Source organism: Mesorhizobium sp. L2C066B000 (genome assembly GCF_000502335.1).
In the GTDB taxonomy this organism is placed as follows: domain Bacteria; phylum Pseudomonadota; class Alphaproteobacteria; order Rhizobiales; family Rhizobiaceae; genus Mesorhizobium.
The window spans coordinates 414,072-433,668 of the sequence record NZ_AYWZ01000004.1 but is presented as its reverse complement, the minus strand read 5'-3'; the positions used below and the strand labels follow the sequence as shown (position 1 = coordinate 433,668).

Annotated in this window: 19 protein-coding genes; 17 read left to right on the top strand and 2 right to left on the bottom strand. The window is 62.1% G+C overall.

Features of this window, described 5'->3' with window-relative positions:
- Nucleotides 1–74: 74 nt before the first annotated feature.
- Both X733_RS15625 and X733_RS151955 read right to left on the bottom strand, forming a co-directional pair.
- Entirely contained in the window at nt 75–1,346 is a 1,272-nt protein-coding gene (locus tag X733_RS15625; RefSeq protein ID WP_155924194.1) for a S8 family serine peptidase, read from the bottom strand.
- Nucleotides 1,347–2,381: 1,035 nt separating this feature from the next.
- The gene (locus X733_RS151955; protein WP_023818715.1) at nt 2,382–3,515 is read right to left on the bottom strand and encodes an AAA family ATPase; all 1,134 of its coding nucleotides are present in this window, start codon (nt 3,513–3,515) and stop codon (nt 2,382–2,384) included.
- A 163-nt stretch (nt 3,516–3,678) separates the two neighbouring features.
- On the opposite strand from X733_RS151955, the gene X733_RS15640 reads away from it, so the two are divergent.
- From X733_RS15640 to X733_RS0134675, 17 genes are all read left to right on the top strand, one after another.
- The gene (locus X733_RS15640; RefSeq protein WP_023818714.1) at nt 3,679–4,047 is read left to right on the top strand and encodes a multiubiquitin domain-containing protein; all 369 of its coding nucleotides are present in this window, start codon (nt 3,679–3,681) and stop codon (nt 4,045–4,047) included.
- 1 nt (nt 4,048) lies between these two features.
- Nucleotides 4,049–4,444, top strand: coding sequence for an E2/UBC family protein (locus tag X733_RS15645; protein WP_023818713.1), 396 nt, complete (start codon nt 4,049–4,051; stop codon nt 4,442–4,444).
- On the top strand, nt 4,441–5,835 hold the full coding sequence (locus tag X733_RS151960; protein ID WP_023818712.1) for a ThiF family adenylyltransferase: 1,395 nt from the start codon (nt 4,441–4,443) through the stop codon (nt 5,833–5,835). The genes X733_RS15645 and X733_RS151960 overlap by 4 nt, the downstream gene beginning before the upstream one ends.
- Nucleotides 5,832–6,200 (top strand): DUF6527 family protein, encoded by a 369-nt coding sequence (locus X733_RS151965; protein WP_023818711.1) that lies wholly within the window; start codon nt 5,832–5,834, stop codon nt 6,198–6,200. The genes X733_RS151960 and X733_RS151965 overlap by 4 nt, the downstream gene beginning before the upstream one ends.
- A gap of 756 nt (nt 6,201–6,956) precedes the next feature.
- Nucleotides 6,957–8,987, top strand: coding sequence for a conjugal transfer protein TraG (locus X733_RS151970; protein ID WP_023818710.1), 2,031 nt, complete (start codon nt 6,957–6,959; stop codon nt 8,985–8,987).
- A gap of 117 nt (nt 8,988–9,104) precedes the next feature.
- A complete protein-coding gene (locus tag X733_RS151975) occupies nt 9,105–9,518 on the top strand; it encodes a CopG family transcriptional regulator (RefSeq protein WP_023669258.1) in 414 nt (137 codons plus the stop codon).
- Nucleotides 9,515–10,483, top strand: coding sequence for a P-type conjugative transfer ATPase TrbB (trbB, locus tag X733_RS151980; protein WP_023669259.1), 969 nt, complete (start codon nt 9,515–9,517; stop codon nt 10,481–10,483). Before X733_RS151975 ends, trbB begins: the two co-directional genes overlap by 4 nt.
- An 11-nt stretch (nt 10,484–10,494) precedes the next feature.
- Nucleotides 10,495–10,803 carry a TrbC/VirB2 family protein gene (locus X733_RS151985; RefSeq protein ID WP_023818709.1) on the top strand — a complete coding sequence of 103 codons (309 nt, stop codon included), beginning with the start codon at nt 10,495–10,497 and terminating at the stop codon, nt 10,801–10,803.
- Nucleotides 10,803–11,075 carry a VirB3 family type IV secretion system protein gene (locus tag X733_RS151990; RefSeq protein WP_023689361.1) on the top strand — a complete coding sequence of 91 codons (273 nt, stop codon included), beginning with the start codon at nt 10,803–10,805 and terminating at the stop codon, nt 11,073–11,075. Before X733_RS151985 ends, X733_RS151990 begins: the two co-directional genes overlap by 1 nt.
- A complete protein-coding gene (gene trbE, locus X733_RS151995) occupies nt 11,069–13,519 on the top strand; it encodes a conjugal transfer protein TrbE (protein WP_023669262.1) in 2,451 nt (816 codons plus the stop codon). Before X733_RS151990 ends, trbE begins: the two co-directional genes overlap by 7 nt.
- Nucleotides 13,516–14,241 (top strand): P-type conjugative transfer protein TrbJ, encoded by a 726-nt coding sequence (gene trbJ / locus X733_RS152000; RefSeq protein ID WP_023818708.1) that lies wholly within the window; start codon nt 13,516–13,518, stop codon nt 14,239–14,241. The genes trbE and trbJ overlap by 4 nt, the downstream gene beginning before the upstream one ends.
- 36 nt (nt 14,242–14,277) lie before the next feature.
- Nucleotides 14,278–15,600: a P-type conjugative transfer protein TrbL gene (gene trbL / locus X733_RS152005; protein WP_023818707.1), complete on the top strand. Its 1,323-nt coding sequence runs from the start codon at nt 14,278–14,280 to the stop codon at nt 15,598–15,600.
- Nucleotides 15,601–16,332 carry a conjugal transfer protein TrbF gene (gene trbF, locus X733_RS152010; RefSeq protein WP_023818706.1) on the top strand — a complete coding sequence of 244 codons (732 nt, stop codon included), beginning with the start codon at nt 15,601–15,603 and terminating at the stop codon, nt 16,330–16,332.
- Nucleotides 16,322–17,350, top strand: coding sequence for a P-type conjugative transfer protein TrbG (gene trbG / locus X733_RS152015; RefSeq protein WP_031193260.1), 1,029 nt, complete (start codon nt 16,322–16,324; stop codon nt 17,348–17,350). The genes trbF and trbG overlap by 11 nt, the downstream gene beginning before the upstream one ends.
- Nucleotides 17,351–17,360: 10 nt before the next feature.
- Nucleotides 17,361–18,578 carry a TrbI/VirB10 family protein gene (locus X733_RS152020; RefSeq protein ID WP_023818704.1) on the top strand — a complete coding sequence of 406 codons (1,218 nt, stop codon included), beginning with the start codon at nt 17,361–17,363 and terminating at the stop codon, nt 18,576–18,578.
- A gap of 13 nt (nt 18,579–18,591) precedes the next feature.
- The gene (locus X733_RS152025; RefSeq protein ID WP_023708012.1) at nt 18,592–18,870 is read left to right on the top strand and encodes a DUF2274 domain-containing protein; all 279 of its coding nucleotides are present in this window, start codon (nt 18,592–18,594) and stop codon (nt 18,868–18,870) included.
- Nucleotides 18,871–19,280: 410 nt separating this feature from the next.
- A complete protein-coding gene (locus tag X733_RS0134675) occupies nt 19,281–19,493 on the top strand; it encodes a hypothetical protein (RefSeq protein ID WP_023818703.1) in 213 nt (70 codons plus the stop codon).
- The last annotated feature ends 104 nt before the right edge of the window (nt 19,494–19,597 follow it).

Sequence of the window (19,597 nt, the reverse complement as noted above, 5' to 3'; positions counted from 1 at the left end):
GCTCCGCCTCATGGGGACTCCGCGATGAGGCGAAACGACAGTCGCGTCTGGGCAGGCGCATGCCGGGATCCAGCTCAGGCGTTAACCTCGATTTCGCTCTCAATGGTCGAGTTTTCGACAAACGCTCCGAGAGAGCTATGCATCTGGTTGAAGACGGCGTCATTCTCCTGGCCCGTGCCGATAGTCAGCACGAAGTTGACGCTCATTTCAGGCGTCTCGTCCGGGTTGTCGTAGCCATACAGATACAGGTCGCGCGTGTAGATGCGGGCGTAGACCAGCAGGTTATCGCCATCAAAGCTGACACCATAAAAGCGCTTGTGGTGATGCCGGATGGGGCTCCACTTGTGATCGATTTCGCGCGCCTCTTCCTCGGTAATTTTCTTGGTATCGAGCGAACCGAGCAGATTGTGGTTCTTGCCGCCGCGCTCCACCTGCAGCGCTGTCGCAAGCCTGGCGGAGAAATAGTTCGGCCCGGCGATTTCGCTGACGAGGGGGTGCGGATCCAGAACGGCTGTGAGCTTGCCGTACCCGTTGAGCTTTCCGCCTGTAAGGAGGGCGGCGGGGATGGGAAGCTCCCAGTAATAGGCCGCGCCCGTCTTGAGGGATGCCGTCCACTGCAGGGTGACCCCTCCCGGCGGGCTGTTCCACGGCATGGAAACGCCAGGCGACCCAAAGCCAAGCGCGACATCGTATTTGGGATTGTCCGCATTGTGCAGGATCAGCGCCTTCACCAGGTCCGGCGAGGGCTCACGCAGCGCCGCCATCGTGTGGGCGGCAAGGGGTGAAGTAAGGGCCGTCGAGAAGCTGGACCCGGCCGAAACGGAGCCGCCAATCGTACGCACATGCGAATAGTGGACCGTTTCCGGCTTGAGCATGCTGGCGGGCCCCGGACCAGACAGGGACACGGGGCATTTTGCGCCCGGCGTACCATCAGGCCTGTGCAGGCGTCCACCCACGGTCAACGCCGCCTCGCAATCCGCGGGCGGCTGAATGCGCCCGCTCGGCTGGTTCCCCGTCGAGATCACGAGAAGGACGTTGTGCTTGCGCGCAAGGACGGCGAGGTCGTGCCCAAGCGCGCTCACGGAGTCCAGGTCGCAGTCCGTCCGCTGATTGAGCGACAGGTTCCAGACCTTGGTTTCCGGATGCCCGCCCATGACGATGTCAAGATAGGGGACGAGGGAGTCCGGATCGAGAAGGTAGCCCGCGTTCGCACGTGGCACCGCCTGTACGGTGCCGACCCGGCAATACAGCGGTGGCAGCTGCAGGTTGTTGTTCCAGTCATGCCCCTGTACGATCAGGGAGCTGACCATATTGCCATGGGCCGCATCGGCAACTCCAGCCGGCACGAGCGGCTGCGCCTTCCAGGCCTCTGCCGCGCCATACGACGCAGCCGTCAGGCCGCCATCGACGACGCCGACGATCGNTTCCAGGCCTCTGCCGCGCCATACGACGCAGCCGTCAGGCCGCCATCGACGACGCCGACGATCGGCATTGCGGCAAGTGAGGAGGGGAGCGGCCGCGGCGGTTCAGTGCCTTGGCCGGGCGAGGTCGAGGTGATCACCGGCAACGGGTCGAGGCGGAATACTGCCGCAGACCCCAGAATGGAGGCCAGATGGTCCTTGTCGCGCACCGTCACGCCCACCTTTGCGCGATGCCGGGCCCGGTAGTCGCGCAGGGCAAATGCTATACGGTCCGTCAGAGTCGTGACGAGCCTCTGACGCTGATTGGCTTCATCGCCGGGAGCAACGGGGAGGGCGGGCAGTTGCAGAAGCGGCGCCTGCGGCAGGCTTCCCAGAACCTGCTCATTGCGCAGACGGGCTATCTCCTGCAGGACAACCTCGACGCTGTCATTGCTCCGATATGGCATGAACCACAGGGTAAAAGCCCTGCCTTCGGGCGTCTCCGGCGCCAAGTCCCACAGCTGGTCAACGCTATAGCCGTGCGAGACGTCATTCACATCATACGCCCGGACATCCTCAACGCGAGAGATGTCGACCATGTCGCGGTCATCGTCCGCCGCCATCATGAGGTTAGAGTAGAACGCGAGCCGCTTCGTCTCGATCTCTATGAGATACCCCGACCGATAAGGTGCAATGATCGAAGCACCGCGATTAGCGTGGAAAATGTCGGTCGGGGTCCAAGTCGTGGCCCGCGAGTCGCTGAACATCGACGCATAGATCATCGTCCGCCCCGCCGCAGACGGCAAAGCTTCTCTACGACGGCTCAAGTTAGCGAACGCATCGCCGAGCGCGTTTCGCTGATCGTCCAGCCGCTCGAAGCGGATTCCCGTGCGGCTCTTCGACCGGCCAGTTATGCCTTCCGGGCGCGGGTCCTTGGTGAACCGCAGGACCGGATTGAGGATCGGGCGCCGTGGTTGCTCGTCAGCCATCTACCTCCCCGTCCTCTCCCTTCAGGTATCTGTGTGCCATCTGACGGCTCACACCGACCATTCTCGCGATTTCCGTTACTGGAAGTTTCGCACGGTCATGGAGCGTCAGGGCAAGCTGCTTCTTATCATCGGTTGTGAGTTTCCGTGTATCAGCAAGAGAAGGGCTTCCACGCCTTGATGAAAGCAGCGCCACGAGAAGATTTGGCAGGTTTATTTCTGCCTTATCCAGAACCGCTCGGCGACGTGCGCTTAAGGAAATATTCTGGATATCTGCTCCGGTCAGGCCGTCCGATACGATCGCCAGTGTTTCCGCGTCAGCTATGCCTTCTGGCGAATCAAGTCGTAGAAACGCCTTCCACATCTCCGCGCGCGTGGCGGTTGATGGTAGGCCTAATTCAAGCTTGTACGGAAACCGGCGGAAGATCGCAGGATCGAGAAGGTGAGGATGATTGGTCGCGCCAATGACAATGACGTCGTTTGTCAGCGTATCCAGGCCCTGAATGACGGCATTGACCACGCGCTTGAGCTCGCCCAGCTCATGCCTGTCGTCGCGCAGCTTCGCGATCGCATCCATCTCATCGAGGAACAGAACGGCGTTCCGGACCGGAATGAAATCAAATATCCCGCGCACGTTTTTCGCGGTCTCGCCTAGCCGTGACGAAATCACCGCATCCAGCCTCGCCACGTACAAGGGACGGCCAAGCTGCGCCGCGATATGGGAGGCGAGCAAGGACTTGCCGGTCCCAGGCTCGCCGAAAATCAGCAGCCGGATGGGCGCGTCCACCCCAGCCTGTTCCAGCTGGTCGTGATTCTGAGCGTCTTCAATGAACTGCCCTACGACATGCCCGGCCGCCTCATCAAGGATCACAGGCGTCGTCGGCGCCACGCCCTCCTCAAGGAGCGGAAGTCGCGTTCCGGCGTCGACCGGAAGAGTCTCGACATAGCCAGACGTTTGAAGCGGAACGCCTTTTTTTCGGACAACGGCCTGCACTGCGCGTGCGCCGTCGACGTCTTTCGTGTCGAGCAGCTGCTTGGAGAGCCCGTTCGCAGTCCTGCGGACCTGGGTGTAGTCCGCCGACATCGCGGCCTGGAGGAGGGTGATGAGTGTTTTTGTGCTGATTTCCATGCTCAAAGTGTCATCCTTTTCAGCCACTTAGTCAACACTTTTTTCTCCTGTGTAAACGTATCTTGCCAAAACGTAAACTCATATGCTAAGGATTGATCAAGGGTCGGAGATCGACCTCCGGCGCGGCATCGCCCGCCGAACACAAAGACCTAGGAACGCGAAGATGACTGACACCGAAGATGAACGCCGCGAGATCGCGGAACTGAAGCATGACGCGGCTGAGCTGGAGCGCGACATCGAGGAGCTTGAAGAGCTTATCGACCTCGAAGAGCAGGCCAAGGCGGGCCAGAAGCCCAAGAAGGCAAAGAAGTACCGTCTGCGGATCGACAAGGAGAAGAAGGTCGTCGAGGTACACCAGATGACCGGGACGCAGATCCTGGCCCTGGTGAACAAGGCGCCCGACAAGTACCTGCTGTCGATGAAGGTGCACGGCGCCGGCTTCCAGCCGGTGGCTCCCGATCAGGTGGTGGTTTTCCACGTCGACCACGTGGAGCGCTTCCAGACTCTCGCCCTCGATCCCTCGGAAGGTTGATATGCGCAAGGCATTTCAGCTTTCGGAAGAAGACGAGGAGTGCCTCGCGCAGGGCGGCCGTGTCTGGGAAGCCATCCGGGAAGGTGATGCCAAGTGGCTGATCCTTCCCGGTCACCAGATCCCGGACGGCTACAACGTGAGCACGGCCACGGCCGCGCTCCGCATTCCGCCGAACTACCCGGATGAGCAGATCGATATGGTCTATTTTGACCCGCCGATCTCCCTCAAAAGCGACCGCATGATCGCCAACCTGTCCCCGCTGGCGCTCGACGGCAGGCAGTACCAGCAATGGTCACGCCATCGCACGGCGGAAAACCCGTGGCGGCCGGGCATCGACAATGTCTGCACGCACCTGCTGCAGGTGGACACATGGCTTCAGCGAGAGCTTGCGAAATGAGGGTGATCAAGCTGCGCATGACCGGGTGCCAGCAGCAGGCCCTCAAGGCGCACCTTCTGCCCGGCGACGGCCTTGAGGCCGTCGCTGTGGCCCTTTGCGGGCGCAGGCGCGGCGATGCGGTGCACGCGGTGAGTGTCCTCGAGATCCTCCCCATCCCCTACGACGAATGCAGCGTACGGCGGCCTGATCGGGTGACCTGGTCGACCCGGCGGATGATCCCCTTGCTTGAGCGTGCGGCCAAATACGATCTCGCAGTCCTGAAGATTCACAGCCACCCCGGCGGCTATCGGGCTTTTTCGTCCGTAGACGACGAGTCCGACGCTGACATTTTCAATTCGGTCTATGGCTGGACCGACAGCGCCTTTCCGCATGTAAGTGCGGTGATGCTGCCCGACGGCGAAATGTTTGGGCGGGCTATTCTCCCCGATGGCAGCATGCAGCCGCTCGACGCTATCTCGGTCGTCGGCGACGACATCAAGATTTTCACCCCGGTGACCTCGGCTGCGACGCCCGGCTTCGCGCGGCGGCACGCCCAGATGTTCGGGGCCGGCACCGTGAGCCGTCTCAGGTTGATGTCGGCCGCCGTCGTCGGCTGCTCGGGAACCGGCAGCCCGCTGATCGAGCAGCTCGCACGCCTCGGGTTTGGTCGACTCGTGCTGATCGATCCCGACGTCGTTGAGGAGAAGAACCTCAATCGCATCCTCAACAGCACGCGCGAAGACAGCTACCTTGAGCGCCCGAAGGTCGAAGTGATGGCGCGATCGATTGCCGCCATGGGCTTCGGCACCGAGCTGAAGATCATCCGCGCCGACCTCAGCACGCCAGCCGGCATCGAGGCCGTCGCCCAATGCGATGTCCTGTTCGGCTGCATGGACGGCGTCGAAGGCCGTGCGATCCTGAACCGCGTCGCTGCCTTCTACACCATTCCGTACTTCGACCTTGGCGTGAAGCTCGAAGCTGACGGGAAGGGCGGCGTCGATGAAGCCGTTGGGGCTATCCACTATCTGCGTCCCGATGGCGACACCTTGATGGACCGCCGCGTCTTTACCCAGAAGCAGCTGATGGCCGAGGGCCTGAGGCGGACCGATCCCGCCGCCTATCGCGACCAAGTCGCCCGCGGTTACATTCGCGGCGTCTCGGAGGATCGTCCCGCCGTGATCAGCATCAACATGCAGGTTGCGAGCATCGCTGTGAACGAGTTTCTGGCGCGCCTCCATCCGTACCGGCTAGACGACAACGCCTCGACCGCCATTGTCCGCGTCAACTTCGTTGGCTCCGAAGTGATCCGCAGCGCGGAAGGCGAACCGTCAGGCATGTTCTCAAAATGGGTTGGGCGGGGCGACGCAACGCCGCTGCTGAACATGCCGGCGTTGAGCGAGGAGGAGTCGTGAACCCCATCCTGACCTTGCTGCTCGCCGCTTGGGCCTGGTTCGTTTCAGCGCCCTCGCGGCTGTTTCACCGCCTGTTCCGCCGGCAGGTTATCTGGCTCTTTGAGCACGTGGAGGATTTCCCCGACGAGCCCGCCCCCGGCCGCGTGTACCTTGCCGGCGATGCCGGCGAGTTCTGGGGCGCCGCGATGACGTGCCCATGTGGTTGCGGCGAGACGATCGAACTCAATCTTCTGCCCCAGGTCCGGCCACGGTGGTCCGTGCCGTCCGCAGCGAGCGGCCCGGCAACGCTCATGCCTTCGGTCTGGCGGCGCAGCGGCTGCAAAAGTCATTTCATCGTCCGGAAGGGGCAGATCGTCTGGTGTTGAAGGCGGGCCCATCTGTCCACCGCACCCACTGTCCGTAAGTTACATTATCACTCTGTCTGCATCAGCCGGACAGTCAGGCATAAAGGGCGTCTATAGTGTCATGACGCGGCATTGGCCTGACCACCGCACCGCCCGCTCTTGCCATAGCCGCCGCCCCGCCAGCCACTAGGCTGTGTTCCTAGTATCGCATTTCCGGCGCCGCCCGAGCCACCGAACACGGATACACCACCAGCAGTAGTGGTAGAGCTGTACTGCGGGCCGTCATCACCGCCGGTAATCTTTCCGAGGAGCATGCAATTGTAACGGATAGGCGTTGTGAGCGCACCACCTACGCCTCCCAACCCCAGCCCTAACGCAGTTCAATGCGCGCCTGGCGAAAAGAGCGCGTGGTCGGACTCTCGTGCCAAGTTATTGCCAGCGCACGAGATCAACTAAGTGCTCGAGCGGGTGAACGGAATCGAACCCTTGTCGTAAGCTTGGAAAGCTGATGATGTCAGCTTAGGGCCAATTCCGGACCTGTTCTTTCGTCGTTAGCATGTCCGCTTCTCGCTGGACCTTCCCGATAGCGTACCGTCTGCCACCGGCCCCAAACAAGTCATTCGCTCGTCGCCTTCGCGATGACACTTCTTGGCGCCCAATCTTCCAAGCCTGCAACGTTCACTGCATCGCACGGGCGCGTATATTGGGTATCTTCGATTTTCTGAAACGTCACGTCATGCTGCTTCCATCTACTACCAAACAGTGGAGGCTGTGCCCGTGACACCGACGAAGCTCCTTGTCGGCCAGATCGTAGTTGTGTTCGCCATCGTCGTCGTTGGCGTATGGGCGGCAACGCAATGGTGCGCCCACATGCTGGACTTTCAGCCGCAGCTTGGCGCGCCATGGTTTGCCGCGGCGGCCCGGCCGATCTACAAGCCGTGGAAACTGTTCGAATGGTGGTTTCACTTCGACGCCTATGCGCCTGAGGTCTTCGACAAGGCCGGCATGCTTGCCGGAGCCAGCGGATTCTTGGGGTGTGCGGCCGCAATAGCTGGCTCCCTCTGGCGCGCGCGGCAGAGGGGGTTGGTCACCACCTACGGTTCCTCACGATGGGCCGCGGCTCGGGAAATCGAGAAGGCAGGCCTGTTTGAGCCGGCCGGCGTTTTCCTTGGCAAACTGAAGGATCACTATCTGCGACATGACGGGCCGGAACATGTCATGGCCTTTGCGCCGACACGTTCGGGCAAGGGCGTGGGATTGGTCGTTCCAACGCTTCTTTCCTGGACCGGCTCGGCCGTCATTCACGACATCAAAGGCGAGAACTGGCAGCTGACTTCCGGCTGGCGGTCGAAGTTCTCTTTCTGCCTCCTGTTCAATCCGACCGACTCGAGATCGGCGCGCTATAACCCGCTGCTGGAAGTGCGCAGGGGTTCAGATGAGGTCCGCGACGTTCAGAACATCGCGGACATTCTCGTCGATCCGGAAGGCGCGCTGGAGCGGCGGAATCATTGGGAGAAGACTAGTCATTCACTCTTGGTCGGGGCCATCTTGCACGTGCTCTACGCGGAAGAAGAAAAGACGCTCGCGCGCGTCGCCACTTTCCTGTCGGATCCGCAACGCTCGTTTGCCGCGACACTGCTGCGGATGATGACCACCAACCACCTCGGCACGGCGGACACACCTCGGGTCCATCCCGTCGTGGCCTCGGCGGCTCGCGAGGTGCTGAACAAGTCAGAGAACGAGCGTTCTGGCGTTCTCTCGACCGCAATGTCGTTTCTCGGGCTCTATCGTGATCCGACGGTTGCCTCGGCAACATCGGCCTGCGACTGGCGCATTGCCGACCTCATGGATGCGGAACGACCGATGTCGCTCTATCTAGTGGTGCCGCCATCGGATATTTCGCGCACCAAGCCACTGGTGCGACTGGTGCTCAATCAGATCGGCAGGCGACTGACGGAGCGGCTGGAAGGTGACCCGAAGAAAAGCCGCAAGTACCAACTGCTCATGATGCTGGACGAATTTCCGGCTCTTGGTCGCCTCGACTTCTTCGAGACCGCGCTCGCCTTCATGGCGGGTTACGGCATCCGCGCCTATCTGATCGCGCAATCCTTGAACCAGATCTCCAAAGCCTATGGCGAGAACAACGCCATTCTCGACAATTGCCATGTGCGCATTGCCTTTTCCTCCAACGACGAGCGCACGGCCAAACGCATATCGGATGCGCTCGGTACGGCGACGGAACTCAGGTCCATGCGCAACTACGCCGGCCACCGGCTGGCGCCCTGGCTTTCGCACGTCATGGTCAGTCGCCAGGAGACCGCTCGCCCGCTGCTGACGCCTGGCGAAGTGATGCAGTTGCCGCAAGCTGACGAATTAATCCTTGTTTCCGGGTTGCCGCCGATCCGCGCCCAGAAGTTGCGCTATTACCAGGATCCGAATTTCACCGAACGGGTGCTGCCGGCGCCGGTGTTGCGCGACGGTCTGTACGCGGACTGTCCTGCGTCGCGCCCCGACGATTGGAGCGGACAAGTCCGCAGTGTTGACCGCCGTCTCGCTGCCGATGACGAACACGCCGGCGCGGCAATCGAAGAAGGGAGCGGCGTGCAACAGCAGCGTCATCCCGGCCTGCCTGAAGACCACGTCGTCGTCTCTCGGGAGCCTGATCAGGATGACCTCTTCAATCTGTCGGACGATGACGCCGAGGCACTCGCAGACAAGCGCGTCATGGACCGGGTTTCTACCGCGGCGAGCGCCTACGGCCTCAACGAGGGAAGGGGCGACGACAAGGACATCATCCCCGGCTTCTGAACGCTTTCCGCAACTGAGGCGTATCTCGGCGTAGATAACGCCCATAACCGATTTTGCGGATCTCGGCGATGTTCGTTCGCACCGGCGCATCAGCGCCGGCCAGTCGGAACGAGACGTATGAAGCCCCGTCGCATTCGCCACCAGTTTCTGCTCGAACCCGAATTGAGCGAGAAGCTGGAAACCCTCAGCCGCAACCCGTCGACCACGAAATCGGCAATCGTCGCGAAAGCGGTCGAGGCCTTCATCGAACGGCGTGGTGAAAACGAGCTCGACCAGCGCTACGGCAAGCGGCTGGACCGTCTTTCCCGCGATCTCGACCATGTCAGGCGCGACGCCGAAATAACTCTGGAGAGCCTCGCGCTCTTAATCCGCTTTTCAATCACGCTTCATGCGCACACGCCAATTCCGGATCGGGCGACACAGGCGATCGCCCAAGAGCGCTTTGACAAATTCGTCGAGCAGGTCGGTCGCCAGATAGCCTCCGGGAAGCGCTCGCTTGGTTACGGCAATGGCAACGGAGGCGAAGGATGAACTCTCATCCCGCAGCGGACCACCGCCGCCGAGCCATGCTGCGCACAGCCATGGGCGCCGCGATCACCGAGGCCCTTGCCGATCCGACCGTCATCGAGGTGATGGTCAACCCCGACGGCGCGCTGAGGCTCGACCGGTTGGGAGAAGGCCGGGTCGATACAGGCGTGCATATGCATCCTGCCGAGGCGGAACGCATCATCCGGCTCGTCGCCTCCCATGTACGCGCCGAGGCGCATGCAGATAGTCCGATTGTCAGTGCCGAATTGCCATCAGGCGAGCGCTTCGAGGGTCTGCTACCGCCGGTCGTGCTGGCGCCATGCTTCGCCATCCGCAAACCGGCGGCAAAACTCTACACGCTGGCCAACTACGTCGCCGATCGCGTCATGCTCCCGCTGCAGGCTGATGCCCTGAGGAAGGCAGTGCGCGAGCGGCGCAACATCCTGGTCGCCGGCGGCACATCGTCGGGCAAAACGACACTTACCAATGCTCTACTGGCAGAAGTCGCCGAATGCGATGAGCGGGTGATCCTGATTGAGGACACCCGCGAGCTGCAATGCGCGGCCAAGGACTGCGTTGCCATGAGGACGAGGCGGGGCTCCATCACACTCGCCGATCTCGTACGCTCGACCTTACGGCTGAGGCCCGACCGCATCATCGTCGGCGAAGTCAGAGGCGCGGAAGCGCTCGATATGCTGAAGGCATGGAACACCGGACATCCCGGCGGCATTGCCACGGTTCACGCCAATTCGGCACGCTCCGCACTCTATCGTATTGAGCAGCTCGCCCAGGAAGCGGTTGTCACCGTTCCCCGCCGGCTGATCGCCGATGCCGTCGACTTGGTCATCTTTATTGCCGGAAGAGGACCCGCGCGCCGCGTTGACGCGATCGCCGAGGTCACGGGTCTCGACGGCAGCGGCGATTACGCCGTCACCCCGCTCACACTTCCGCAACTCCAGCAGCTCTGAAAGGTCACCTCATGCGCAATAAGCTTCGCTTTCTTTCGTTCGCCGCCGTCGCGCTTCTTCTCACGGCCCAGGCCCACGCTGCCGGCTCCGGCATGCCGTGGGAACAGCCGCTGCAGCAGATTCTGGAATCGGTGCAGGGGCCGGTCGCCAAGATCCTCGCGGTGATCATCATCATCACCACCGGTCTGACCCTTGCCTTCGGCGACACGGCGGGCGGTTTCCGCCGGCTGATCCAGATCGTCTTCGGCCTGTCGATCGCCTTCGCGGCCTCGAGCTTCTTTCTTTCCTTCTTCTCCTTTGGCGGCGGGGCAGTCGTCTGATGAGCACCGGAGAGCAGCATATCGAAGGCTTCGAGGTTCTGGTCCATCGGGCGCTCACCGAGCCGATCCTGCTCGGCGGCGCGCCGCGGGCGGTGGCGATCCTCAATGGCACGGTGGCCGCGGCCATCGGCCTAGGCCTGCAGCAGTGGATTGCCGGTCTGATCCTCTGGATCGCCGGCCACACGCTCGCGGTCTTTGCCGCACGGCGTGATCCGGATTTTGCCAGCGTGCTTGTCCGTCATCTTCGTCAAAAGGGCTGGCTTGCATGCTGAAGCTTTCCGAATACCGCGGCAAAGCCGACCGGCTTGCCGACCATCTGCCCTGGGCAGCACTCGTCGCGCCCGGCATCGTGCTCAATAAGGATGGCAGCTTCCAACGGACATTGCGGTTTCGTGGCCCCGACCTTGAAAGCGCGACGGAGGCCGAACTCATCGGCATATGCGCGCGGGCAAACAATGCGCTGAGAAGGCTCGGCTCTGGCTGGGCATTATTCTTCGAGGCCGAGCGCATCGAAGCGCTGGGCTATGCGAGCTCGGCCCTTCCCGATGCTGCCTCATGGCTGATCGATGAGGAACGGCGCGCGGCCTTCGAGGGCAAGGTCGCGCATTTCGAGAGCATCTATCATCTGACCTTGGTCTTCATGCCTGGGCCCGATGGCCAAGCGCGCGCGGAAAGTGCTCTCGTCGACTCGCATGACTTGGGAGGGGAAAGAGACTGGCGCCAGGAGCTTGCCCGGTTCCGAGACGAGACTGACCGCGTTCTCGATCTTCTTTCGGGCTTCGTGCCCGAGGTGCGCGCGCTCGACGATGCCGAGACCCTGACGTACCTGCACGGCACGATCTCGACACGCCGTCATCCGGTTGCCGTGCCGGAAACGCCAATGTATCTCGACGGCGTCCTGGTTGACGCGCCGCTGACCGGCGGCCTAGAGCCGATGCTGGGCGAGCAGCATCTGCGCACGCTCACAGTTCTCGGCTTTCCGAACGTCACCCGGCCAGGAATCCTTGATGCGCTCAATAACCAGGATTTCGCCTATCGCTGGGTGACGCGCTTCATTCCACTCGACAAGGCGGAAGCCACGAAGACGCTGACTCGGCTCCGGCGGCAGTGGTTTGCCAAGCGCAAATCGATCGCGGCTATTCTGCGCGAGGTGGTGACCAACGAACCGGTGCCTCTCGTCGACAGCGACGCCGACAACAAGGCGCTCGATGCCGATGCAGCACTGCAGGCATTGGGCGGCGATCATGTCGGCTTCGGCTATCTCACCACAACGGTGACGGTGTGGGATCAGAACCGTAAAGCCGCCGCGGAAAAGCTTCGCGCCGTCGAGCGGATCGTCAACGGGCTCGGCTTCACCACCATTCGCGAAAGCATCAATGCCGTCGAAGCGTGGCTTGGTTCATTGCCGGGTCATGTCTACGCCAACGTTCGCCAGCCGCTCGTTCACACGCTTAACCTTGCCCATCTCGTGCCGCTGTCGTCCGTGTGGGCAGGTCCAGCGGAGAACGAGCACCTTGCCGAGGTCACCGGCGATTACGCTCCGCCGCTTCTTTTCGCCGAAACCAGCGGCTCGACGCCGTTTCGGCTTTCGACCCATATCGGCGATGTCGGCCACATGCTGATTGTCGGGCCGACCGGTGCCGGCAAGTCGGTTCTGCTTGCCCTGATCGCTTTGCAGTTCCGGCGCTACGCTGGCGCGCAAATCTATGTCTTCGACAAAGGCAATTCGGCCCGCGCCGCCGCGCTTGCCATGGGCGGCGACCACCATGCGTTGGGTGCGAATGGTGCGCTTGGTTTCCAGCCGCTGCGCCACATCGACGACCCGGCCACACAGAGCTGGGCGGCCGAATGGATCGCCGGCCTCATTGCCCACGAGAATGTCACCGTCACCCCGGAGGTGAAGGAGGCAATCTGGTCGGCGCTCACCAGCCTCGCCACCGCGCCGGCGCAGGAACGCACGCTGACTGGCCTGTCGGTCCTGCTTCAGTCCAATGCGCTCAAATCGGCATTGATGCCCTACACGCTCGACGGACCATTCGGCCGCCTGCTCGATGCCGATGACGACCGGCTGGCCATCTCGGATGTGCAGTGTTTCGAAACCCAGGAGCTGATGCACAGCCAAGGCGCTGTGCTGCCTGTGCTCACCTATCTGTTCCATCGTCTTGAGGACCGGTTTGACGGGCGGCCGACGCTGCTCATGCTCGACGAGGCCTGGGTCTATCTCGACAACCCGCTCTTTGCCGCCCGCATCCGCGAATGGCTTAAGGTGCTGCGTAAGAAAAACGTCTCCGTCATCTTCGCGACGCAGTCGCTTGCCGACATCGCCGGCTCTTCTATCGCACCCGCAATCATCGAGAGCTGCCCGCAGCGCATTTTTCTCCCCAATGATCGTGCGGTGGAGCCGCAGGCACGGGCAGCCTATGAGCGCTTCGGTCTTAATGAGCGACAGATCGAATTGGTCGCCCGCGCCACGCCGAAGCGCCACTACTATCTGCAGTCGCGCCGCGGCAATCGCCTCTTCGAGCTCGGGCTAGGCCCGATCGCTCTTGCGCTTTGCGGCGCCTCCGACCCGGCCGCGCAGACCCTGATCGACAATATTCTTTCCGAAGAAGGGCAGGGCAGCTTTGCCGCCCGTTTCTTCAGTGCGCGCGGCCTGGATTGGGCTGCCGAGCTTCTCCAGCAATTTCCTCAACCTAACAAGGAGCAATCGTCATGATCGGACGCCGCCTTTTTACTAGCCTGGTCACCGTTTCCCTGATTGCCAAACCGATGGCTGACTACGTCCAGCCGGCCTATGCGCTCATCGTGTTTGACCCGTCCAACTATACGCAGAATGTGCTGTCGGCAGCACGCGCATTGGAGCAGATCAACAACCAAATCCAGTCGCTTCAGAACCAGGCGACCATGCTGCAGAACATGGCGCGCAACCTTCAGCGCCTGGATTTCTCTTCCGTGGGCCAGCTTACCGGCTCGCTCCAACGGATTGACGGTCTGATGACCCAGGCGAGCGGCCTGAGCTTCGATCTCGACAAGCTGCAGGACCAGTGGCGCCAGCAATATCCGGAAAGCTACGACGCCACCATCAAGGTCAGCAATGTGGCGAGCGCCGCGCGCGAGCGCTGGCAGAGCGCCATGCAGGCGTTCCGCCAGACCATGAGCGCGCAGTCGCAGATCGTCGAGAACGTGCAGGCCGATGGCGACCTGCTTGCCGATCTCGTCAATCGCAGTCAGGGCGCGGCAGGTGTCCTCGAGGCAAGCCAGGCTACCAATCAGCTGATCGCGCTTTCGACCAAGCAGCAGATGCAGATCCAGACGCTGCTTGCGACCCAGTTCCGGGCCGAAGCCGAGGATGCGGCGCGCAAGGCGCAGTCTGAGGAAGCCGCTCGCGAGACGACGAAGCGTTTCCTGGGCACCGGCACGGCTTATCCCGGCAACTGAGCGGCAGTTCTTCAAGACAACGAGGAAGGCGGCGACATGAACGACCTCGGAGTCATCGATCGCTTCATGGAGACCTTTACCCGCTACATTGACAGTGGGTTCGGTCTGCTTTCGGGCGACGTCGCCTTTCTCACCACCATTCTGATCGGCATTGACGTCACGCTCGCGGGCTTGGTCTGGGCGTTCGGCGGCGAGCCCAACATTCTCGGCCGGCTTGTTCGCAAAGTGCTCTATGTCGGCGCCTTCGCCTTCGTCCTGAACAATTTCAAGAACCTCGCCGACATAATTTACCACTCCTTTGCCGGTCTCGGCATCAACGCATCGGCCGGCAACCTGTCCGCCGACAGTCTCCTGCGGCCAGGCCGCATTGCCGCGGCCGGCTTCGAGGGCGCCTGGCCGCTCCTCAATCAAGCGAGCCAGCTAGTAGGCTTCCCCGAGATTTTCGGTAACGCGCTCACCATCTTCGTGCTGCTTCTGGCCTGGTTCCTGGTCCTCATCGCCTTCTTCATTCTTTCCATCCAGCTCTTCATCACCATCCTCGAGTTCAAGCTCACCACGCTGGCCGGCTTCGTCCTGGTGCCCTTCGCGCTCTGGAACCGCTCGGCGTTCCTGGCCGAGCGCGTGCTCGGCAATGTGATTTCGTCGGGCATCAAGGTGATGGTGCTTGCCGTCATCGTCGGCATCGGCTCCACGCTCTTTGGCGAGTTCGCTTCCGCCCTGCAGGGCCAGGAGCCGGACCTGGCGGCGGCCATGTCTCAGGTGCTGGGTGCGCTGGCGCTGCTTGGGCTCGGCATTTTCGGCCCCGGGATTGCCTCGGGTCTTGTTTCCGGCGCGCCGCAGCTTGGCGCCGGCGCGGCACTTGGAACAACGGCGGCCGCAACTGGATCAACGCTCGTTGCCGGAGGCGCAGCGTTTGCCGGCGCGCGCATGGCAACAGGCGGCGGCCTCGCCGCAGTCCGTGCCGGCGCCGCCATGGGGTCCGCTGCCACCGTCGCTTGGCAGACGGGGCGCGCGACATCGCCCGAGTCCGGGCTGTCCGGGGTAGCTGCTGGGCTGCAGGGGGTTGCGAGTGCCGCTAGCGGCGCCGCGGTGCGGGGAATGCGATCCGCAGCAGAACCATTCCGCCGTAGTGCCGACGCCGGTCGCGATGCCGACTGGACCGCGACCGGCGGCATGCCGACCAGCTCGATGAGCGGAAGCTCTCCAGTTATAGCTCCCGCGGCCGCGCCTGCCTGGGCAAGGCGTCTGCGTTCCGAACAGACCGCACGCGCCCATCGCAATGCTGCCACGCAGGCGGTGCGCGATGGAGATCGGGGCGGAAGCGGCGCCAATCCCTCCCTCAATGACAAGGAAGACTAGATGCTCTTCAAGCGACCCGTTCAGCGTTATGGAAAGACGCCCGAACCCGTAACACCCTACCAGAAGGCCAGCCAACTCTGGGATGAGCGCATCGGCGCGGCGCGCGTGCAGGCCAAGAACTGGCGCTTCATGGCCTTTGGCTGCCTGGCTCTGACGACGGGGCTTTCCGGTGGGCTTCTGTGGCAGTCGATGCAGGGCCGCGTCGTGCCTTATGTCGTCGAGGTCGACCGCTTTGGCGAGGCGCACGCGGTCGGGCCGGCAGTCCAAAACTACCAGCCCGACGATGCCCAGATCGCCTGGCATCTCAGCCGCTTCATCCAGAATGTTCGTTCGGTTTCCACCGATGCGGTTCTGGTGCGGCAGAATTGGCTGTCGGCCTACGACTTTGCCACCGACCGAGCGGCGCTCTTCCTCAACGAACATGCCAAGGCGAACGACCCTTTCGGCCAAATCGGCACGCGCAGCGTGTCAGTACAGGTGACCAGCGTGGTCAGGGCTTCCGACAGCTCGTTCCAGGTCAAATGGACCGAGCAGGTGTTCGAGCGCGGCAGCCTCGCCAGCACGACGCGCTGGATCGGGATCCTCACCATCCTCATCCGCCCGCCTAGGACAACCGAGCAGCTGCGCAAGAACCCGCTCGGCGTCTTCATCAACGGCATCGACTGGTCGCGCGAGCTCGACAGCGCCGCGCCAACCCCCGTTTCCCCTAAGGAGCCCGCCAATGACAAATAGAGCCCCATTGCTTCGTGCTGCCTTGATCCTGTCGGCGTCTGCTGCGGTTCTTTCGGCCTGTGCCTCGAAGCCAGTGCCGCCGCCTCAGATTTCCTATGACCACGAGGACTTCAAACCAGCCGCGATCGAGAAGGCGCCGGAGAAGCCGGTCAAGGTCGTGGAAGTGCCGAAACCGTTACCGTTGCCTGGTCAGTTGATGCCCGCACCCGGCAAGCCCGCCCCGGATAAGCGCTCGCCGGAAGAACAGGTCGCCGATGCCAACAAGGCGGCGACGCAACAACCCACCAAGTTTGGCTATGTCAATGCGGTGCAGGTTTACCCCTTTGCCGACGGCGCGCTCTACCAGCTCTACGCCGCGCCGGAGCGCGTCACCGATATCTCATTGCAGCGGGGCGAGAAGCTGACCTCGGTCTCAGCCGGCGATACGGTCCGTTGGGTGATCGGTGACACCGTTAGTGGCTCAGGCGATGACCAGCGCACTCATGTGCTGGTGAAGCCATTCGCGCCGGGGCTTGCCACCAATCTGGTCATCACGACGGACAGGCGATCCTATCACCTGCAGCTTCAAAGCACTGAGAAAACTGCCATGGCGGCGCTCTCCTGGATTTACAGCGAAGACCAACTCGTGGCGCTTCGGCGGCGCAACGCTCAGGCAGAGGCTGAAATGCCCGCGGCCTCGAACGTAGCACTCGAAAACATCCGCTTCCGCTATTCGATCACCGGCGACACGCCGCCGTGGAGACCGACGCGCGCCTTCGATGATGGCAGCAAGGTCTACATAGAGTTCCCGAAGCGCATCGATCAGGGCGAGGCGCCACCGCTCTTCATCGTCGGTGCTGACGGGGACAACCAGCTCGTCAACTATCGGATGCACGGCAACTACTACATCGTCGATCGCCTCTTTGCTGCGGCCGAGCTAAGGCTGGGCACCAAACAGCAGCAGGTGGTGCGCATTACGAGAACCGACGGTCGGCAACCGCCGCTGCGGGTTTCGCTGTTTTCGCGTTTTGGCAGGTGAGGGGAGGCTCATGACCGATACTTCCCATCCGAATGCACCGCCGAAGCTCAATCCCGAACAGCTGCAGCTGCGAGCCTCGCCCCGCGGAGCGGTGCGGTTCAGGCGCGGCATAATCGTCGCGATCGCTGCTGTTGGTTCCGGCGCCGTTTTTGGCGTCACGTTGATGGCGCTGCAGGGGCCTGCGTTGCGCCTGAAGCAGCAGGCCGAAGAGCTTTACAGCACCGACCGCAAGCCGACCGCCGAGGGACTCGAAGCGCTGCCTAAAGACTATTCCGGGATTAAGCCAAAGGCTCCGGTGCTTGGACCGCCGCTGCCCGGGGATCTCGGCCGTCCTATTCTCGAGCACCAGCGCCAGCTTGGCATCGCGCCCGGGCAAGACGTTTCCGCCGAGGCGCAGCGGCTTGCACAACAAGCCATTGAAGCGCGCGAGTCGCAAGTCCTGTTCCGCATCGAAAACCGACTCCAGCAAACGGAAGCTCTTAGCAATGGGCAGGGCGGACGTTCACCTTTCGAGACGGCGCCTCAGCAGCCAGATACCGAAGGCACGCGAGCTTCCGTCGCCCCGGCCGAGGGCGACCAGAACAACCAACAGCGCAAGCTCGATTTTATCGATCAACGGAACACCAGCGGGATCTACAATCCGCATGCGCTGCAGACGCCGGCTTCGCCCTATCAGATCATGGCCGGCAGCGTGATTGCGGCAAGCCTGATCACCGGCATCAATTCCGACTTGCCCGGCCTCGTCGTCGCGCAGGTTACCGAGAATGTGCGCGACAGCGTCACCGGCAGCATCCTGCTCATCCCGCAGGGCTCACGGCTGATCGGCACCTACGACAGCGTTGTAGCCTTTGGCCAAAGGCGCGCTCTGTTGGTGTGGCAACGCATTGTGATGCCGGACGGCTCATCGATCGAAATCGACAATCTGCCCGTGACCGACGCGGCCGGGTATGCCGGGCTCGAGGACAAGGTGGATTTCCATACTTGGCAGCTGATCAAGGGCATCGCCGTGGCCACATTGCTGGGGGTTGGTACCGAGTTGACCTTTGGGGAAAACGAAAGCGACTTAGTCAAGGCGATTCGTGAATCCACCCAGCAGAACGTCAGTCAAGCCGGCCAACGGATCACTGAAAAGAACCTGAACGTCCAACCCACGATCACCGTCCGCCCTGGTTGGCCGTTGCGCGTCATCGTGCACAAGGACCTCGTGTTGCGGCCATACACGGGGTAAACAGGAGGACTTCATGGCTAACCTGAAACTCGGAAAACTTCCGGACCGGACACCTTCGAAGATCACCATCACCGTTGCCGCCGACTTGAGCCAAGCACTCAACGACTATGCCGCACTTTACCGTGAGACCTATGGCGAGTCCGAAACGGTGGCGGAACTGATCCCCTTTATGCTGGTCGGGTTCCTGGAAGGCGACCGGGCGTTTGCCAAGGCCAGAAAGGAAGGTCTGCCGGGCGCCGGCGCGTCTGAGAAACCACGAAGGCAATCATCTTCCACACTGGACAAAGGTTAGCGCTTAGTGTCGTTTTGGAGCAGCTAGGCTCTTGATCCTGACCGCGTTGCCGCCGGTCCCAGCGAGCGTTTCGCACAATTTGAGATCAGGCTTTCGCTTTACGCTTTAGGAAGGTTTCTTGGCCGGAGCAGCCTTCCTTCCCAAACCTAACGATTTTGCCAGCGCTGATCGGGCGGCCGAATGTTCGGAGCGACCATGGGATAGTCCTTCGCCAGGCACCTTATCTCGGTGTCCACGAAACCGGCAGCAGGCCAGTTCAACCATTTCGCATGGAGAGGGGGTCCTGATTTTCCCTTGGGTCGGAACCAGGAAGCTGCAGACCCTAAACCCTGGCATTGCTGGCCCGCGAGTTCAAAGCATCGCATTGCGGGCATGCCATTGAGCTTCAGGAATGCGAGGCAGCGAAGGTTATGGAAGCACTGCAGGATATAGCTGGCTCGCCGGCACCAGACGGGCAAGAACTTGCTGCACGACTAGCACAGCCCGCATTGGCCAAGTTCGACACGTTCCTGAGCGATCACTTGATGACATTGGTCACAATGGTGGAAAGAATCAGCGCCAAGGACTTGCCCCTGATCGCGGCCAACGCGCTGGGAAATCATACGACGCATGAAGTCGCATGACCGCGGGGACCGGTTGCCCGCACTCGCCTCTGGCAGCCTTTCGCACATGTCCGAGCCTGTTATAACGGGCACGTCGACTCGCACCTGCGCTCACCAGACTTGAT